15 protein-coding genes, 1 tRNA gene and 3 pseudogenes are annotated in these 18,053 nt (G+C 65.7%); 12 read left to right on the top strand and 7 right to left on the bottom strand.

Features of this window, described 5'->3' with window-relative positions:
* Nucleotides 1-10: 10 nt before the first annotated feature.
* Entirely contained in the window at nt 11-169 is a 159-nt protein-coding gene (locus tag IPM73_17155) for a hypothetical protein (protein ID MBK8919714.1), read from the bottom strand.
* On the opposite strand from IPM73_17155, the gene IPM73_17150 reads away from it, so the two are divergent.
* From IPM73_17150 to IPM73_17120, 7 genes are all read left to right on the top strand, one after another.
* On the top strand, nt 168-3,638 hold the full coding sequence (locus IPM73_17150; protein MBK8919713.1) for a tape measure protein: 3,471 nt from the start codon (nt 168-170) through the stop codon (nt 3,636-3,638). The genes IPM73_17155 and IPM73_17150 overlap by 2 nt on opposite strands.
* Complete coding sequence (locus IPM73_17145; protein MBK8919712.1) at nt 3,635-4,147, top strand: hypothetical protein; 513 nt, start codon at nt 3,635-3,637, stop codon at nt 4,145-4,147. Before IPM73_17150 ends, IPM73_17145 begins: the two co-directional genes overlap by 4 nt.
* A gap of 2 nt (nt 4,148-4,149) precedes the next feature.
* Nucleotides 4,150-5,061 carry a hypothetical protein gene (locus IPM73_17140; GenBank protein ID MBK8919711.1) on the top strand — a complete coding sequence of 304 codons (912 nt, stop codon included), beginning with the start codon at nt 4,150-4,152 and terminating at the stop codon, nt 5,059-5,061.
* 4 nt (nt 5,062-5,065) lie between these two features.
* Nucleotides 5,066-6,796, top strand: coding sequence for a hypothetical protein (locus IPM73_17135; GenBank protein ID MBK8919710.1), 1,731 nt, complete (start codon nt 5,066-5,068; stop codon nt 6,794-6,796).
* Nucleotides 6,793-7,122, top strand: coding sequence for a hypothetical protein (locus IPM73_17130; GenBank protein MBK8919709.1), 330 nt, complete (start codon nt 6,793-6,795; stop codon nt 7,120-7,122). The genes IPM73_17135 and IPM73_17130 overlap by 4 nt, the downstream gene beginning before the upstream one ends.
* Nucleotides 7,119-8,873 carry a hypothetical protein gene (locus tag IPM73_17125; protein MBK8919708.1) on the top strand — a complete coding sequence of 585 codons (1,755 nt, stop codon included), beginning with the start codon at nt 7,119-7,121 and terminating at the stop codon, nt 8,871-8,873. Before IPM73_17130 ends, IPM73_17125 begins: the two co-directional genes overlap by 4 nt.
* A gap of 220 nt (nt 8,874-9,093) precedes the next feature.
* Nucleotides 9,094-9,522, top strand: coding sequence for a hypothetical protein (locus tag IPM73_17120; GenBank protein ID MBK8919707.1), 429 nt, complete (start codon nt 9,094-9,096; stop codon nt 9,520-9,522).
* A 136-nt stretch (nt 9,523-9,658) separates the two neighbouring features.
* Here IPM73_17120 and IPM73_17115 read toward each other — a convergent pair.
* Nucleotides 9,659-10,101: pseudogene (locus IPM73_17115) on the bottom strand (cytochrome c5 family protein).
* Between the two features lie 288 nt (nt 10,102-10,389).
* On the opposite strand from IPM73_17115, the gene IPM73_17110 reads away from it, so the two are divergent.
* Nucleotides 10,390-10,467 (top strand) — tRNA-Arg (locus IPM73_17110).
* A gap of 161 nt (nt 10,468-10,628) precedes the next feature.
* Here IPM73_17110 and IPM73_17105 read toward each other — a convergent pair.
* Nucleotides 10,629-10,895 (bottom strand): hypothetical protein, encoded by a 267-nt coding sequence (locus tag IPM73_17105; protein MBK8919706.1) that lies wholly within the window; start codon nt 10,893-10,895, stop codon nt 10,629-10,631.
* A gap of 101 nt (nt 10,896-10,996) precedes the next feature.
* Nucleotides 10,997-11,521, bottom strand: a complete 525-nt coding sequence (locus tag IPM73_17100; GenBank protein MBK8919705.1) for a hypothetical protein — start codon at nt 11,519-11,521, stop codon at nt 10,997-10,999.
* Between the two features lie 289 nt (nt 11,522-11,810).
* Between IPM73_17100 and IPM73_17095 the strand changes: the two are divergent.
* The 4 genes and pseudogenes from IPM73_17095 to mobA all read left to right on the top strand — a co-directional run bounded on the left by IPM73_17095 (nt 11,811) and on the right by mobA (nt 15,222).
* Nucleotides 11,811-13,320 (top strand): annotated as a pseudogene (locus IPM73_17095) (Fic family protein).
* A 525-nt stretch (nt 13,321-13,845) separates the two neighbouring features.
* Entirely contained in the window at nt 13,846-14,283 is a 438-nt protein-coding gene (locus IPM73_17090; protein MBK8919704.1) for a glycine cleavage system protein H, read from the top strand.
* Entirely contained in the window at nt 14,273-14,662 is a 390-nt protein-coding gene (locus IPM73_17085) for a DsrE family protein (GenBank protein ID MBK8919703.1), read from the top strand. The genes IPM73_17090 and IPM73_17085 overlap by 11 nt, the downstream gene beginning before the upstream one ends.
* Nucleotides 14,662-15,222: a molybdenum cofactor guanylyltransferase gene (gene mobA, locus IPM73_17080; protein ID MBK8919702.1), complete on the top strand. Its 561-nt coding sequence runs from the start codon at nt 14,662-14,664 to the stop codon at nt 15,220-15,222. Before IPM73_17085 ends, mobA begins: the two co-directional genes overlap by 1 nt.
* A gap of 134 nt (nt 15,223-15,356) precedes the next feature.
* On the opposite strand, the gene infA is transcribed toward mobA, so the two are convergent.
* The 3 genes and pseudogenes from infA to leuA form a co-directional block, all read right to left on the bottom strand.
* Complete coding sequence (gene infA, locus IPM73_17075; protein ID MBK8919701.1) at nt 15,357-15,614, bottom strand: translation initiation factor IF-1; 258 nt, start codon at nt 15,612-15,614, stop codon at nt 15,357-15,359.
* 102 nt (nt 15,615-15,716) lie between these two features.
* Nucleotides 15,717-15,920 (bottom strand): cold-shock protein, encoded by a 204-nt coding sequence (locus IPM73_17070; GenBank protein MBK8919700.1) that lies wholly within the window; start codon nt 15,918-15,920, stop codon nt 15,717-15,719.
* 350 nt (nt 15,921-16,270) lie between these two features.
* Nucleotides 16,271-17,964 (bottom strand): annotated as a pseudogene (leuA, locus tag IPM73_17065) (2-isopropylmalate synthase).
* Between the last annotated feature and the right edge of the window lie 89 nt (nt 17,965-18,053).

Here is an 18,053-nt window from a genome sequence, read left to right as displayed (position 1 = left end):
CGGCGAAGGCTTAACGCCGGCCGCAGAGAAAATTTGCGGCCAGGAGCGTGGGCAGGCATCCCATAAGCAGCAGGCCGACGACGAAGCTCCACCCGAGGGCAAACGTCATGCCGAGCCCCAGGCAGAGCAGGGCGCCAAAAATTGTCCATTGAATCAGGGATAGGAGCATGTCGGACCTCAACCTCAAGCTGGTGATCACTGCGACCAATGATGGCGCGATTCGTTCCGTCAATCAACTGGAGCAGGCGATCCGGGGAGTCGGTCCCAGCGCCCGGTCGGCCATCGCCGATCTCGCCCATATCAGCGGCGCCATTGCACTGTGGCAGCAGTTCGCGGCCTCGCCCGTCGAGGCCGTCAGGGCCTTCGCCCGCGCCGCCGAGGAGCTGAAGGGGGTCGAGGCCCGGGTCAAGCTCGCCTCGGGGTCCCTGGTCGAGTTTAAGGACAACCTCGACGCCATCCGCAGTACCGCCCGGGATTCAGGCACCGAGGTGGTCAATGTCGCCGCACTGTTCACCCGCATCGCGACGCCGATCAAGGATATGGGGGGGAGCGCCAAGGACGCGCAGCAGGCCGTCACCGCGGTCGGCCAGGCCCTGCTGGTCTCCGGCGCCTCAGCGGCCGAGAGTTCGGCCGCCATGCTCCAGTTCGCGCAGGCCCTGGGCTCTGGCGTTTTGCGGGGGGAGGAACTCAGTTCCATCCTGGAAAATGCGCCCCGCCTGGCTCAGGCCATCGCCGCCGGCCTCGGCGTGACTGTCGGCGAGCTGAAAAAACTCGGGGAACAGGGGGCGCTCACCAGCCAGCAAGTCCTGATGGCCTTGCAAAGCCAGCAAGCCGCTTTGGCGGGCGAGGCAGCACGCCTGCCGCGGACCGTTGGCCAGGCCTGGACCAACCTGGGCGAAGCGGTCAAGCAAACCGCGGGCGAGATGGATAACGCCTTGGGCGTCACTGCCAACTTGGCCGGCGGCCTGAATGGCCTGGCGGCCAACCTGCCGGCGATCGCCGCCGGGCTGGGGCAGATTGCCTTGATCGGCGCGGCGGCCTTCGGCGCCAACCGGGTCGCCGCGATCGGCGCCCTGGTCGCGGCCAAGGGTCGCGATGCCGCCACGACCCGGGTGGCGGCGGCCGAGGAGTTGCGCCATGCGGAAGCGGCCACGGCGTCCCTGCTCGCCGTGCGCCAAGGCGCCATCGCGCAACTGAACGCGGCGACCGCCGCACAAGGGTATGCGGTCTCCTCCCAGGCGGCTGCCCTCGCCGATGAGAAGCGGTCGGCCGCGGCGCGGCTGCTCTGGGCCAATCAGTCCCTCGTGGCGGCCGGGACGGCCCAGGCGGCGGCCCAGGCCGCCGTCGCCGCGGCCAACGTCGGGGCCATGGGGCGGGCCATGGGGCTCGCCGCCACCGCCGGCCGGGGGCTGCTGGCGCTGTTTGGGGGCTGGCCGGGGCTGGTCATCACCGGCATCACGGCCGCCGCCCTGGCTTGGGATCACTTCCGCAACAAGGGCCAGCAGGCGGCCCAGGGCACCGCCTTGTCTACGGAGCAGATGATCCGCAATTTCGAGGACTTCGCCGCCAAGAACGGGCCTGCGGAACAGGCCGACCAGGTGTCCAAACTCAAGAGCCGCGCCGCCGAACTGCGGGACCAGTTGCTCTCGCCGGCCTTCCGCATGAGCGACGTGGGCCGGGCAGCCGAGGCCGAGCTGCGGATACTGGAGGCGGCGGTCGGTCGGGCTGACGAAGCGGCCAAGGCCTTCGTCAACAACCGGGGCCAGGAGCGCGGCCTCCTCGGCCTGGATAAGCTCAAGCTCGACGCCGGCGGCCTGGTCGATCAGGACAGCCTGAAGTCTCTGCAGGCCTTCGAGACCCTCTACAAGGATTTTGTGGCGGGAGCACTGAACGACAACGGCGTCTTGAAGGCCAGCGCCCTGGAGCTGAAGACCGCCCTGCAGGGGCTGTTCTCAGCGGCCAAGACTCCCGCCGCATTCACCGGCCTGGTGGAGCGCATCAGCACCGCCCTGGGGCGTGCGCCCAAGGACGCCACCCTGCGCTCGCAGCTGGAAAACGCCATCGAGGCGCGCAGCCAGGCGGAGATGAGGGCTTTGAACGGCCTGGTGGCCGGGCTGGAGGCGCGGGCGGGGCGAATCCAGGCCTTGTTCTCCCAGACGGCCGGCGTCGCCCTGGCCCAGTTCAACCAGGCGGCGGCGCTGGCCCGGGTGGCCGCGGAATTGCGCAACGATCCGGCCGGCGTCGCCCAGGTGGAGGTGGCGAGCCGCAACGCCGAGGTGGCTGCGGCCCAAGCCGGGGCTGGGCAGCAGCTCGCGGCCCTGGAGCTGGTGGCGGCGCGGAAGCGCCAGCTGGTGACCCAGGGGGCCGCCGATGTGCTCGCCCAGGCCAATGCCGAGATCGCGGCGGTGAGAAATGCCAACGAAGCAAAGATCGCCATCGCCAGGAAAGAAGTCGAGGAGAAGAAGCGCAGCGCCGCCAGCCTGAAAGACATCACGGAGGCCCTGCGCCAGGGGGAGCTGGAAAAAACCCAGGGCGCCGCGGCCGCCCGAGTGCAGGCCGAGGGCAGCGCGGCCCGCCAGCTGCGGGCCATCGATGCCGAGGCTGCACAGCAGCGGGCTGCCATTGCCCAGGGCCTTTACGACACTCTGAAGTCCAGGGCCGGCGAGGCGCTCCAGGCGTACAAGACCTATGCGCAGCAGGTCATCGATCTCGACAAACAGATCGTCAATAACCGCCTGAACACGGCCGCCGCCATCAACGCCCTCCGGCGCCAGGACATGACCCCCAAGGAGCAGGCGGAAGACCTGCGGAAGGAGATGACGCAACTCAAACTCGAAGCCAGCAACGCCCAGGCCGAAGGCAAGAGCGACTTGGCCAAGGACTTGCTGCAGCGCCAGCAAGGCGTCGCGCAGAGCATCGGCAACCTCAGCGGCGAGGGCGTGGACCCCAAGACCCAGCGCCAGGAGGCGATCAGTGAGTTGAGCCGCATCGGCCGTGAAACGGACGGTATCCTCCAGGAGCAGAAGGGGGCGGCCGAGGCGGCGGCGGCGAAGCAACTGGAGCAGTTCAATCAGATGACACAGGCGATGAATGGGCTGGCCCAGCAGATCACCAAGCTGAACGAGCAGGCGGCGATCAGGCTGAAGCCCGAGATCGACCAGGGGGCCTTGTCCGCTGCCCTTGAGGCCGTGAAGTCTGCCTTCGCGGGCCTGGTGCTGCCGGTGAAGGTCCAGGCGACGGGGCTGCCGGACGGCGCTACGGCGACCCCGCCGGCACTTCCGGCCTTCGCCTCCGGCGGCCCCCTGCCTGGCACCGCTCCCCACGACCGCGCCGACAACATGCTGTACTGGGGCACCCCCGGCGAGTGGGTGATGCAGTTGCCGGCGGTGCGCCATTACGGCGCCGATTTCATGCGCCGCCTGAACGCCATGCAAATTCCGCGCTATGCCGACGGCGGCGCCCTGTCACGCCTGCGCATCCCGTCACTGCCAGCCCCGACCGGCCGGGGGAGTACGCCCACCCCGGTCAATGTGCATCTGGACGGCCGCCGCTATCCCATGGCGGCCGCGCCCGACGTGGTCGCGGAGATGGTGTCGGCCCTGGGCCGTGAGGCCCTCAAGCGGGGGGCGCGGCGATGAGTTTCGAGATCGGGGGCATCGTCCTCCACGACCTGCAGGCCCTGGACCTGGAGCAGACCTACGAGATTATCGGGGGCGAGACGATTCTGCGGGCGGTGTCCGGCGCCGGACTCAAGCAGGAGACCTGGGCGCGGCTCAAGGTGACCACCAGCGGCGCCGGCTGGCTGCCCCCGGGCCTGGCAACCCTGGCGACCAATGCTCAGCACCTGCTGCGCTGCGTCGTCCCCCGGGGGATTCCCTGCGCCGGGCTGGAGGCGACGCTGCCCGCGGCGCACCGGTCGGATGCCGGTTATACCCCCTACGGCCTCGCCTACCTGGCCGGCGGTCAGGCGGTGCGGACGCCCGCCGCCCTGTTCGGCAACGTGGCCACGGTGACGCCTGTGGCCGGCGCTCTGGCCTATGGCGCGATCTACTACCCTGAGCTGACCGTGTGGGCGCTGCGCCCGACGGTCAGCGGCCAGCGGGCGGAGGCGACGCACCGCTGGGAACTGATCTGTGAGGAGGTTTGACCATGGCTGATTTGATGTTGGCTCCCCGCGTGCGCGAGACATGTCTGACCGCAGGCACCGGACCCCTGACCCTGGGCGGCGCGCCGGCGGGGTATTTCCCGTTTTCCGCCGTCGGAGAGGGGGTAGCAAAGGCGGTGCCCTACCTGATCGAGTGGGGCAGCGGCAGCGGCGCCGGGGCCGAGTGGGGGGTCGGCAACCTCAATGCCGCGGGGACGGTGCTGGCTCGAGACTGGGTGCAGGGCCACACCCCGGCCACCCTGCGGGCCGGGCCGAGTACCACACCGGTAGATCTGCCTGCGGGGAGCAAGACGGTCAGCCTGGCCGTACTCGATACCATGGCGGTGGCGGTGTGCCCGGAGACGGCGCAGGCAGCCAATCCATCCCCGGTGGCAGACCAGGACCAGGCCCTCGCCGTGGGCATCGGCGCCCGGGCGTCCGGGGGGCTGGCAACGGCGCTGGGGTCTCTAGCGGAGGCGTTGCACGACAGAGCGATCGTCGTCGGGGCGGGCGCGAGCACGGGGCCGCGGGCCGCGCACCTCGTGGCGGGGGACGGCCTCGTGGTGGAGCAGTGCGTCACCGGCGACGCGGCGTCAGGTCTGCCCTTCGTGGCAAATGGCCCCTGCTTATTCCTGACGGCCGATCAGCCGTACTGGATCGAGATGACCGCATTTGCGTGCAACGCCGCCGTGACGCAGTTTCGGGCCATCCGCCGCACGATCTTCGTCGCGGGGGCCGGGATCGTTACCCAAGGCGCCGACACGGTACTGGTGAGCAGCCTGGCGACGGTCCCCACGGTGACCCTGGCCCTGGGCGGCGTCAATGCGGACGGCCGCAAGCCTCTGGTGGTCACTGCTTCCAGCTCCGGAGCGACAGCGGTCACATGGCGGATTTTTTTCCGTACCCTGGGGCTGTAACGCCGTGTTCGCCGCTGCGCTCTTTGCCGCTGCGCCCTTCGCGGCCAGCCCGGGATCGGACGATCCGAACGATCCGGGCGTGCCGGAGGCGTGGCTGACCGGGACCGCCGGGGCGGCCATCCCGGCCGGGCCGGCCGCGGTGTGGACGGCGGTGGTGACGCTGCACGGAGCTGACGTCTCCGACCAGGTGGTCGGGGAGATCGCCGTGGAGGCGGAGGAGGGGACCGCGCGCATCGCGATCTTCACCTTGCGGCCCGCGGCCGGGACTGCGATCTTCCTGCCCGGCTGGGTCGGCCGTTCGGTGACCATCGACATCGCCGCGGCCGCGGAGAGCGGCCCCCTGTACCCAATGCGCCTGTTTTCCGGGGTCGTCGATAGCCCACAGTACGATCCAGCCGCGCGGACCGTCGAGGTGCGGGCGACGGATGATCTGCAGGGCGTGCTCGACGCGCTTAACCGCCCCGCCCTCGACAGCCTGATCGGGGGCCGCTGGTCGCCGGTTGTGTTCGCGGCGAGCGCCTCCGGCTGGGCCTATGCCCAGGATCGTCTGTCCACCGTGCGGGGGTCACTCGATCTGTCTCCTGCCGGCCTGCCGCGGCTCACCCCCTGGATTCCCGCCCCCTCCGCCCCGCTGACCTTCGGCGCCGACCAGGTCATCGACGGCTCCCTCGCCGTGGAGCTTGCGGATCGACAGGGGCTGGTCAATACCGTCGATATCGCCTTCACCTATCGTTTTCCGCGGCTCAAGGCTGAGGGGCACGCCCTGACCTACAGCTATGTCGATATGACGGGGTTTGCGCAATACGTGATCGACGGAAACTGGTTCCTGCAGCGCTCTCAGGTGGAGGGCGCAATTTCCGCCGCTGGCGGGACGGTGGTCGGGGCTGTGACCTATACCCCCATGCCCAGTACCGCCGTGGCCGTCGGGGCGGGGTTCTGGACGCCCAACCCGCCCGTGGACGCGACCCTGTGCATGGGGTTTGCCGCTGTCATTGCCTACGACTACGCGCAGACCGTGCAGGAGACGCACACTGTGACGGTGCAGTGCCCTGCCGCCGTGGCGGCCACGGGCGTCATGCGGCAATCCATGAGCGGCGCCCTGGAGGGCGTGTACCAGGACGCCGAGGGGTGGGAGACCAAGGCCAAACTCTACCGCGCCGACGTGGAGTCGGTGCAGCCCCAGGACCTGCCCACCGTGGTCTCGGGCAAAACCAACGGGCTAGACCCGACCCTGACGGCAGACACCGACCGAGCCGCCGCCACCGTGGCCATCGAAACGCTGGTCGACGTGGCGAAGGCGCGCATCTGGGCCTCGCACCGCCGCAACACAGTGAGTGCCACCGTGTGCCTCAATCCTGCAATCGATCTGGATAAGACGGTGGAGATCGACGTCGACGGGATCCACGCCATCGGCAAAGTGCAGCGGCTGGCCCACCGCATGGCGCCGGACTCGGGCGAGGCGACGACGACGTTTTCCCTGGCCATCTGCGCCGTCTCCGGCGTGGGGACGACGCACCCGGAGACGACAACCGCCGCGGCGGCAGCGCCGGCCGCCGGGCAGACGAATCTGCCGTCCTCTCCCGTGGTGACCTTCAACAACGCCGCGGCGGCAGACCACAACTTCACCATCGAATTCCCGGCGGTGTCCTCTGGCGAGCGGGCCGCCGCCGCCCCGACCATCGCCAGCACGTTCTCCGCCCCGTTGGTCGAGGACGTTTTCACAGTGACCCTATGAGCAAAGACCTCACCGCGGCCCTGGACGCGCTGACCCGCGAGGCCGCGGGCCTCACCAGCCGGGTAGATCGGTCTTTGCCTGCCGCCAAGGGTGCACCGGCCATCCCGGCCAGGGCTGGTACGGGAAAGCCTGCGGCCACGTCCGGCGGGGGGGCCATCGCCAGCCCCCTGACTGAGCCCAGCTATGACGCCCGGCTGTGGCATCCGGCCACAACGATCTACTCGTCTGACGGGCTGTTTTCCGCGACCCGTACGCCGCTCAAACAGATCACGATGACCGACGCCAATGGCGCCACCGTGGTGCTCAATTTCGCGGCGCCGCCATGATCGACAACTGGGCGCACGATGCGGCCGCGACGGCACTGATTCGGTTTCACCCCCCGGCTACCGGGCTCTGGCGGGGGGCGAATGCCTATAGCCCGACCGATCCGGGGAGCCTGACCTGCCCGGATGGCGCGGTGGTCTCGCACCCCACGCCCAATGGGGCCTGGGGCGGCCTGTCTTCTGATCTAACGGGGCGCTGCGACTTGGTGAAGATGCCCTCTCCGTCCGGCGATCAGCGCACCGCGCCCCAGGTCGCGGAGGACAACGCCATCCATCGTCAGGCCCGGCTCTATGGGCTCATCGCCGGGACCCCCCGGACGCTCTACGGCAAATCGATTAACAGCATTGGCGGGTCGGTTGGCGTGGGCGTGATCTACATCGACCCCGCCCAAGTGCGCTGGCATGTGCAGGTGGTGACGGTCCAGGCCTCGGGCGGGTGTACCGCCACGATCAAGGTGCGGCGCTGGGGACATTTCGAGCCGGGCCGGACGTTCGGGGTGCTGACAAAGTCCCTCTCCGCTGCGGCGGGCCTGGCGCCCAATAACGGGGCGCTCAATCTGCTGGCCCACAAGCCGGACGGGTCTGAAATCTATTTCGGTAGCATGCGCTACCCGACATCCGGCGGCGCGAATCCATGGGGACTGACGACCTTCGAGCAGCAGTCCTGGCCGACGTGTTTCTGGCGCCTGGCCATCAGTGGCGCCGGAAACGAAGCCGCGGCGGATTTTGGCCTGGCGTTCAGCTGGGAAATCGACATCCCGCAGCAGCTGCACGACACCGCGCACGTCAGTCGTCGATCCGGCGGAGCTTACGTGCCCGAGACGCCCTACTGGACCGGGGATGCCTTACAAAATAACGGCTATTGGACCTATAGCTTCAGCAAAACGTCGGTGCCGCCACAGGCCAACATCAATGGTTTTGTGGTTATCCCAGGTTGCATTTATGGATGGCGCGACGACGACGAGCTGTCCGAGTCCCGGGAGGTCTACACCTACCGTATCTGGCCGACGTATACAGACGCCGGGGCGCTGGCCTGGCTGACGCTTCGCCACGAAATTTATTCGAGAGACCATCGGACGCAAACTTGCACAGTTTCCGGGGGGACCGCGGCGGTCACGGCCGGGATTTCGCAGCCCTACGTCCTCGACGGACCTCACACGATAGCCTCGACGCTGGACCAGGATGCCTGGCAGCGCTGGACGCTTTCTATCGGGGCGCAGATCATCCTCGACGAGACGGCGACCGCGGTGAGCGTGCACACGACCGGTTCGGCCAGTCAGCTCGACTACACCTATAACCATTACAACCTCGGGGCGGGATCGGATGGCAAGACCTGGGTCGCCGACTTAAACGACCCGCTGCACGCTGTCGCCCCTGTCAATTACAACGCCCTGGCCTATAGGTGGAATATGCAGTCCGGAGCCTCACAGTTCCCCGGCGGAAGCGCCCGAATCGACCCCATGGAGGCGCTCTCGATCGTGCGCTACTCCCCGTCGCTTTTTGGCGCCTTCCGCCGATCCTACTCGATCAATTACCCCGGCGGCACCGAGAGCGGCGTGTCATGCAGCCTCGTCAATGCCGGCGCCTGCCAGGGGGCTCCCGCAAGCTTCACCGAGGCGTGCGTCAACGGGGGGCCGAACCCGACCTATTTTTCCTACGTCCTCGGTGTCCCCACAACAGTCGGCCGGTTCGGGACTTTTCACCCCGTGACCCATGCCATCGCGTGGGATACCGTTCCAACCTGCTGGGTGTAGTTTTGCCCGGCGCAATTTTGTTTGGCTGAGCGCAAGTCATCGTCGAGTCAATTATCTCGACCATTGCCGCGATTTATCTCGCGCCGCTACACCCGTCACCGGGCGTTACACGGCCTTACCCTTCTCTTGACTACCGGCCCGCCGCGGTTGGCGTTATTCGGCCCAAGGCAATGCAATCCCGCAAGGCCGAATGACAGAGACACCCACTCAGGAGAAAACCATGACCAAGCAACTGATCGCCCTCGCCCTTGCCGCCGCCTTCGGCATCGCCCACGCCGCCGACGCCAAGCCGGCACCCGAAGCCAAGCCCGCCGCCGCTCCGGGTGCCGCCGTCCAGAAGGCCGAAGCACCCAAGGCCGAGAGCAAGGCTCCCGAAGCCGCCAAGGAAACCGCTGCCCCCACCGAGGCCAAGAAGGCCGCCGCAACGCCCAAGCAACACAAGCACGCCCACAAGCAGGTCAAGAAGACCGAGCCCCACGCCAAGGCCGATAGCGCTCCCCAGGCCAAGTCCGAGAGCACCGCCACGGTGAAGCTGGCCGAAGCCAAGCCCGCCGACGCGAAGCCGGCCGAAGCCAAACCCGCCGAAGTCAAGAAGGCCGAGCCGGCCAAGACCGAAGCCGCCAAGACCCCGGAACCGGCCAAGAAGTAAACCCTCCCGCAGCCGCTGCCGGCCCTCCAAACGCCGGCCCGGCAGGGCGCCCCTCGGGGCGCCCTTTTTTGCGTCGAACCCGTCAACGCAAACGGGAGGCCCAAGCCTCCCGCTGCAAATCCGGCGAAGCCGCGCCTTACTTGGCCAAGCCCACCAGATGATCGACCGCTGCCTTGATTTCGGCGTCGGAAAGATCGGCGGCGCCCCCCTTGGGCGGCATGGCGCCCTTGCCTCCCAGAGCGCTCTTGTACAGGGCATCCTTGCCCTGGCCGATGCGGGGCCCCAGGCGCCCTTGTCGCCCGCCTTGGGGGCATTGGCGACACCCGAGTTGTGGCAGGCACCGCACACCGAGTTGTACACCGTGGGACCATCCTTGGGCGCGCCACCGGTCGCCGCGGCAGCCTTCTGCAATTCGAACTTGGCGACGGGCTGGATGCGCACGTCGGCGGCGTCGGAACTGCCGGACTGGGCAGCGGACCTGTCGCCCTTGAGGGACAGGGGAACGATAAGAGCAATCCCGACCACGGCGACGACAATGCTCGCGACCATGATGGACTTGGAAGAATGGGATTCGGCCATAGTTATTGTCCTTAATGGGGGGTAAAGCGCGGAATTATAAAGGCTTGCGCCCGTTTCCGCACCGCCGCCATGGACTCCGGGGGGCAAAACCGCTATCCTTGCCGCCTTCCGGAACGTCGGTTCAGCGCCCCGGATCGCCGCGCCGCGGCGCACGCCCGTGAACCCAAGCCACTCGTGGCCCAAAGCGCCTGTAGCTCAGCTGGATAGAGTACTGCCCTCCGAAGGCAGTAGTCATTCGGTGGCGCCGAGGAAAAGTGACTACTGCTCTTGTTGTAAAGTTTGGCCCACGCGCCCGTAGCTCAGCTGGATAGAGTACTGCCCTCCGAAGGCGGGGGGTCGCACGTTCGAATCGTGTCGGGCGCGCCAAAAGCAATTACAAAACAACGAGTTGCAAGTATTTGCATCGCAACCCACCGCGGTTGTCGCCGGTTTTTGGTGGCCCAGTTGCGATACCAAATGCATTTGGATCGATTCCGCACACCGATATTGGCCAGCAGTGCAGAGGTCATCGATTTTCGGGCGGAACTCTAGTGGCCCACGGCTGGCCCAGAATTGGCCCATTCGTGGCCCACGTTTTTTCTACCCGTTGACTCGACGACCACGAGGGGCGTCGTCTTCAATACCCAGCCGACGACAACGGGGTCGAGTTTCCTGGGGTCGTCGACTCGAGTTGGGTAGCCGTCTACCAGGGAGTTTTCTACCTCTGGATGAAATCCAAGAATTTTCGCCAAAGGAATTTGCGTATGAACTGACCCGCTCGCGATTTCCGCGAAGCGAATTTTGAAATCTGACATGCTGTTCTCCAAGCACCTTGATGCCGTCCGACATGCTTGTCGCGCCCTCGGTGGGCGGCAGGACGACGTCCAATCCAGGAGGCGAGGCCCCTGGGACTAGGTCATGCGAGGAGAACTGGTTTGGGAGGAGGGACTTGGACGATCAGATCACGGTCGTTCAGGTAACTCTTGACGACGCAATCGCGCTTCCTGTGAGGCTGCCGGGGCAGCCGGATGTTTTCATTTGCGCGGCAGCTGATCTCGCACGCAAGCCAGATGACGCAGATGATTGCGAGGAAAGTCGTGATCTGAAATACCTGGAGCAAGGCCGCGAAGTCAGCGCTAGTACCAGCACCGAGGGCCATCGAGTATGCGGTACCGAACAACAGAAGCATCGAGAAGAACGCCGGCGCGATGAACCCCTGTGTGCTGCCAAGTTCATCGGACACGTCCTGACAAAACATCTTCTCGTGCGGTGCGGTTTCGGTATTCGCTTGTACAGTCGTCAAGGATAAGACTGCGAGACCAAGGACGACCATCTTGTACGGCCACGACACGATGCCGGCGATGAATGCTTCGCCCCGAAGGATGATCGAAACGATCGTCCGACAGATGCTGTCACCGATGATGGCGGGCTGAAGGTACAAGACTTATTGCATAAGTTGACGAGATTTTGCCAATTTATCATAGCGGCGCCGAAATCCAAAAATCCGCAGCCTTCCCTGACTGCGCCGATGATACTCAACGGGTAGCCTGCTGATTTGGTCGCTTAGCTCCGCTGGGAGGTCAGTAGATATTTCGGGAATGTATATGGTCATGGGTAGCCTTTCCGGTAACCCATGTAGAAGTTTTATTGGTAGACTGTTCGGTAATTGTTTCGATTCACAGTAGCAATTTGTGAAATACAGGTAGAGGTTACCGAAACCATGGAGACCGCTGGGCTACCAAGCGCTAATCCAACGATATCAACTTCAGGTCCCCCCGCTGGACCAGGTGTTTCTGCTGTCGCCCAAGACCGGCATTGCCAAGCACATCGTTGCAGCCGACGGCACTGAACGAATAGAGATTCCAAGAAACCGATACGCGGAGAGCGACGACCTGGCCTCCGTGATCGCCTTCGCGCTCAAGAGAGAGCGCCTTAACCTGACGGTTCTGGCGGCACTATTCGAGCATGAGGAGCCGTTGGCTGCCATACAACGTTGGCTGACCGAATCTCCAACTTCCTCTTACTCACGCTTGGCGGCATTCCTCGCCAAGTGGCTTGCCGACGCCCGTTTCGAGTTCACGCTCCCGGCCGGGGCGCCGCGAGTTCGTGTCCTCGATGCCAAGCAATACATCACAGGCCCCGAGGAGACGGATACCCAGTTCGGGGTTGTGAACAACCTTTTGGGTACTCGGGCCTTTTGCCCTTTGGTTCGTTTGACCGATCAGCTCAAGACGCTCTTGGGGAAGAGCCTGCGGGAAAAGGTGACGAAGGCGATTGCCGCCCTCGATCCCGAGGTGCTCGCCCGCGCTATCGACTACTTGTACCTGGCCGAAACCCGGTCCACGTACTCAATCGAAAAGAAGTGCCCAGTGCGCAGCGGGCGGAAAAGTTCCGACGCCTGCTCGAATCCGCAGGGAGCCCGGCCGGCTGACGGAGGAGCAACTCTGCAACTGGCAAAACAGCATCATTTCGGAGTACGTCGCGGAGGCTAGCTACCGGACGACGCAGAACTGGTTGTCCCGCTCCGGGCGACTGCGGAACGTCGCGGACTTCATCCCCCCGGCACCGGCCCATGTGGGAAGCATGATGGACGGTGTCGCCAAGCTTGCCCAGATGGGGGCCGAGAACGTGATCGATCCCGCAGTCGCTGCCACCTGCGCTGCTTTTGGCCTCGTTTTCGTTCACCCCTTCCGGGACGGAAACGGCCGACTTCACCGTTTCCTGCTCCACCATATCCTCAGGCAGGCCGGCTACACGCCGCCCGGGGTCGTGTTGCCACTTTCGGCAAGGATGCTGTCGTCCCTGGAGATCTATTCGAGGCTACTGAAAGCCTATTCGCAACCTCGGACGGCGCTTCTGGACTATGTCTTGGACGACGAAAGTCAGACGATCTTGATCCGGTCGCATCAGCCCTGGTGGCTCTACGCCTCGTTCGATGCCACAGCACTTTGCGAATTCATCCTGGCCTGTATCGAGGAATGCGTCGAGCAAGACTTGGCACACGAGGTCAAGTACCTGCAGGCGTACGACAGCGCAGTAGCTCGACTGGAAGCTTGGCTCGATCTGCCGCAACCCAAGCTAAGCCTCCTGATCCGGCTGGTTGCGCAAGGGCATGGTGAAATATCGCAGCGAAAACGAAAGATCTTCGAAGAGCTTCCCCCGGAGATCCTGGCGAAGGCTGAATCCATCATTGCCGACGAATTCGGCGAGTATCTGGATACTCAGCCGCGCGGCGATTGAGGTCACGGGCAATCCAAATCCGACGATTTCGCGCTCAAGGGTCGCTTCGCGGGTTGGGTATCGGCTGACCGAAAGCGGCGTTCTCTGATTACCGCTGACCGGCGTTCGGCATTCCCGAAAAGTGGTCAACTTGGACGGGCGGTGGAAATTACACCTAACGCGGGAATCGGCATGGCTCGGATCGTGGCCCAGGGGAAGGCAGTGGTCGAATTTTGGTCAACACGGCGACATCACCAAAATTACATCTTTTGTGGTCTTCCGGGCTAAAGTGGAACTTTTCCTTGCCGTTGCTGGGCTCAGAGGTCATGGGTGCCCCCTTTCTATGCCCATGAATTTGCAGGGGCTTACAGGTTGTCGCCATCAAAGAACAGAAATTGGGCGTTCTCTCCGAAGGCAGGGGTCGCACGTTCGAATCGTGTCAGGCGCGCCATCGATCCCCGTACTCCGCATTTAGCGGGCTCGCTTGACCCGCCACGGTGCATGAACGAGCATCGGCAGGCAGGGCGATACGGGTAAACTCCGGCCATGCCCCACAGCGCCTTCCACGGCTTCATCCCCGATGACCGCCTTTACTGCCCCCGCAGCGAGATGTGGGTGCAGGAAATCGGCGAGGGTGAAGTGCGTATCGGCGCCACCGCTTTCGGGCTTTTCCTGGCCGGCGAGGTCATCGCCTTCACGGCCAAGCCCCGGGGGGCGGATGTCGCCATCGGACGCGGCATGGGGACGGTGGAAAGCCGCAAGACGGTGATCGCCATCCATGCGCCCATTTCCTTCGTGCAACTGGAGGGCAACGACGCGGCGGAAGCGTCGCCAGCCCTGGTAAACCGCGATCCCTACGGCACCGGCTGGATGGTGCGGGCCCAACCGACCGCCTGGGTCGCCGAACGGCCCGCGCTGCTCGATGGCGCGGCCTATCGTCGCCACATCCTTACCCTCGATCCGGAGGCCCGCTTTGTCGACTGATACCCCCACCGGCCTTGCCATTCTGATCGCCAGCGCGACGCCCGACCGGCCCGACCTTTGCGTCACGCCCCTGGTCCATGCCCTGGCGGCCCGAGCCCTGGATTACGCCGTGGAAATCCATTTTTCCGGGCCTGCGGTACGCTGGTTGGTGGAGGGCATCGCCGCCTCCGCCTACCCGACGGCGGAACGCGAGAAGTCGATCCAGCGCTTTCTCGACGAACTGGCGCAGGAGGGCGTCAAGCTCTACGCCTGCTCCATGGCCGGCGCCGCCTGGGTGGGCCCCGGTGAGCCCTTGATCGCCCAGTGCGCCGGACACGCCAGCGCCACGGCCTTCGTCGCCCGGACCCTCGACCCGGCCTGGCGTACCGTGGTGTTCTGATGACGAAGGGCATCACCGGAGTCGTGCTGGCTGGGGGTCTCGGCCGCCGCATGGGCGGTGCGGACAAGGGACTGCTGGACTATGAGGGCCGTCCCCTGGCGCGGCAGGTGGCGGAACGCCTGGCGCCCCAGGTGGAAACACTCCTCATCAACGCCAACCGCAATCGGGAGGTCGCGACGCTGGGATACCCGGTGATTGGCGACGCGATCCCGGATTTCGCCGGCCCCCTGGCCGGCCTGCACGCCGCGCTCGCCGCGGCCAGCACGCCGATGGTGGTGACGGCCCCCTGCGATTCGCCTTTCTTTCCGGCCGATCTGGTGCACCGCCTGCACCGGGCCCTCCTCGCAGCGCAGGCGGAACTGGCGGTCGCCACGGCCGAAGGGCGTGTCCATGCGGCTTTCTGCCTGTGCAGCCGCGATCTGGCAGCCCCCCTGGCGGAATATCTGGCCGCCGGTGGAAGGCGGGTCATCGACTGGCAGGAGAGCCGCCGCCAGGTGCGGGTGGAATTCGCCGACCCCGACGCCTTCCGCAATCTGAATACGCCGGAAGCCTTGGGCTGAGAGCCTTGGTGAACCTTCCCTCCGCCACTGGATGGAAGGGGTAGTGCCCTACTTCCGCTCCGCGGGCCGCCCGGAGCGACGGGAGCAGTCCCGTCCGCGCATATCCTTCCAGCCTGAGGAAAGATGGCCGGACTTCAGCGGCGCTGGCCCCGCGGCGCCATGGGCGGGCGCCCTTCCAGATGGCGGAAGGTGATGCGCCCCTTGGAGAGGTCGTAGGGGGAAAGCTCCAGGGAGACCTTGTCGCCGGCCAGGATGCGGATGTGGTGCTTGCGCATCTTGCCTGCGGTGTAGGCCACCAGGGTGTGGCCGTTGTCCAGCGTGACGAGAAAACGGGAATCGGGCATCACTTCGTTCACGACGCCCTGCATTTCGATGAGTTCTTCCTTGGCCATGAAGGCACCTCCGGGGTCCGGCGGAAATAAAAAACCCGGCGAAAGCCGGGTCTCGTCCAGGGACTTTGGCGCAGGCCTGAACCCGCGCCGGGAGGGCGGCGCTCAGGCCGCGCGGATGTTGGTGGCCTGCTGACCCTTGGGACCGGTGGTGACATCGAAGGTCACGCGCTGGCCTTCCGCCAGGGTCTTGAAACCCTGGGACTGGATGGCGGAAAAATGGGCGAAAAGATCGTCACCACCGGCGTCCGGGGTGATGAAGCCGAAGCCCTTGGAATCGTTGAACCACTTGACGGTACCTGCTGCCATGTCTTGAATCTCCAAAAAAACAGAATGAGGGATAGCCCCGGGGGGCGAAACTCAAGACGGCGCTGGAATACGGAAAGATCGCCGCAGAACTGCGGGTACTGAACCTGAAACGACACTACTTGAAAATCGCTGGCGCGCACTATGCACGTTCGCGAACGCAAAGGCAAAGAAAATGTTGCTTTGGGGGCCGAGCATCGCACCACTGTCTCCAATGGCGCGAATCCGCCTCGCCGCGGAAGCCCCCGGGCCGGCCATCCAAAGCAGACCGAAGGCGGGGCGGACTGGGCGCCCCTGCTCGCGACGGAAGGAGTGCCGCCGCAGGCTCGCGGGGGTATCGCAGCGGCGCGGGACTACGCCGCCAAGGCCAGGGACTCGGCTCCCGCCCGATTCGCCGCGCTGACCAAGGCCTTGATCGACGCCGTGACGATGTTGCCGTCGATACCCACGCCGTAGCAGTCGCCGCCGCCGGGGCGGGCGACTTCGAGGAAAGCGCAGGCCCGGGCGTTGCCGGCGTCGGCGCTGGCGCCCATGGAACGCTCCTCGTAGCTGCGCACCTGGAGGGCGATGCCGATGCCGCGCAAGGCGTGCGCCGCGGCGTCGATGGGGCCATTGCCTTCACCGGCGAGCCGATGGGCGACGCCGTTGACCTCCACCACGAGACGGATGCCCTGGGCGCTGCCGTGCTCGAAGAGGTGGTGCTCCACGTAACGCACCGCCGCCTCGCGGCCCATGTAGGCGTCCTCGAAAAGGCGCCAGATGTCGCCGGCGCTCACCTCGCCGCCATGGGCGTCGGTGTGGGCCTGAACGACTCCGGAGAACTCCACCTGGAGGCGGCGGGGCATGACCACGCCGTACTCGCTCTCCATGAGGTAGGCGATGCCGCCCTTGCCCGACTGGCTGTTGACCCGGATCACGGAGTCGTAGCTGCGCCCCACGTCGGCGGGATCGATGGGGAGGTAGGGCACGTTCCACGGCGAATTGGCGTCACCTTGCGCCTTTTGAGCGGCGAAGCCCTTCTTGATGGCATCCTGGTGGGAGCCGGAGAAGGCCGTGAAGACGAGATCCCCCGCGTAGGGATGGCGCGGGTGGATGGGCAACTGGTTGCAGTGCTCGACGGTACGGGCGACGGCGTTGATGTCGGAGAAGTCGAGGCCGGGGTGCACGCCTGGCTGTACATGTTCAAGGCGAGGGTGACGATATCGACGTTGCCGGTGCGCTCCCCGTTGCCGAAGAGGCAGCCCTCGACGCGGTCGGCGCCGGCCATGAGGCCGAGCTCGGCGGCAGCCACCGCCGTACCGCGGTCGTTGTGGGGATGGAGGCTCAAGATGACGCTGTCGCGGCGAGCGAGATGGCGGTGCATCCACTCGATCTGGTCGGCGTACACGTTGGGGGTTGCGACCTCCACCGTGGTCGGGAGGTTGAGGATCACCTTGTTGTCCCGCGTGGCGCCCCAGGCGGCGGTGACTGCATCGCAAACCTCCAATGCGAAATCGAGCTCGGTGGCGGTGAAGGTCTCCGGGCTGTATTCGAGGATGAACTCGGTCTCCGGCTGCTCGGCCGCCAATTGCCGGATGAGGGTCACGGCATCCACGGCCATAGTCACCACCTCGGCCTTGCTCATGCCGAAGACGAAGTCGCGGAAAGGCTTGGAGGTGGCGTTATAGACATGAACGATGGCCCGCCGGGCCCCCTTCAAGGATTCCATGGTGCGGCGGATGAGGTGCTCCCGGGCCTGGGTGAGAACCTCGATGGTCACATCCTGGGGGACATGCCCGCCCTCGATGAGGCCGCGCACGAAATCGAAGTCGGTCTGGGAGGCCGACGGAAAGGCCACCTCGATCTCCTTGAAGCCGATGGCGCAGAGGGTCTTGAACATGCGCATCTTGCGCTCGCCGTTCATGGGCTCGAAGAGGGACTGATTGCCATCGCGCAGGTCGGTGCTCATCCACACCGGCGGCGTGTCGATGACGCGGCCGGGCCATTGGCGGTCGGCAATGGCGACCGGGGGAAAGGCGGAATACTTGCGGGAAGGGTCTGGCAACATGGCGGGCTCCGGGGGCTGGGGTGCTTGTTTTCGATGGAGCCCATGGTACGCAAGAGCGCGTGGCAGGTGCTTGCGTTATTTGCCGTAAT

This window comes from Betaproteobacteria bacterium, from assembly GCA_016720065.1.
GTDB lineage: Bacteria > Pseudomonadota > Gammaproteobacteria > Burkholderiales > Rhodocyclaceae > SSSZ01.
Note: the sequence above shows the minus strand (reverse complement) of the source record. Positions and strands in the feature narration are given on the sequence as shown.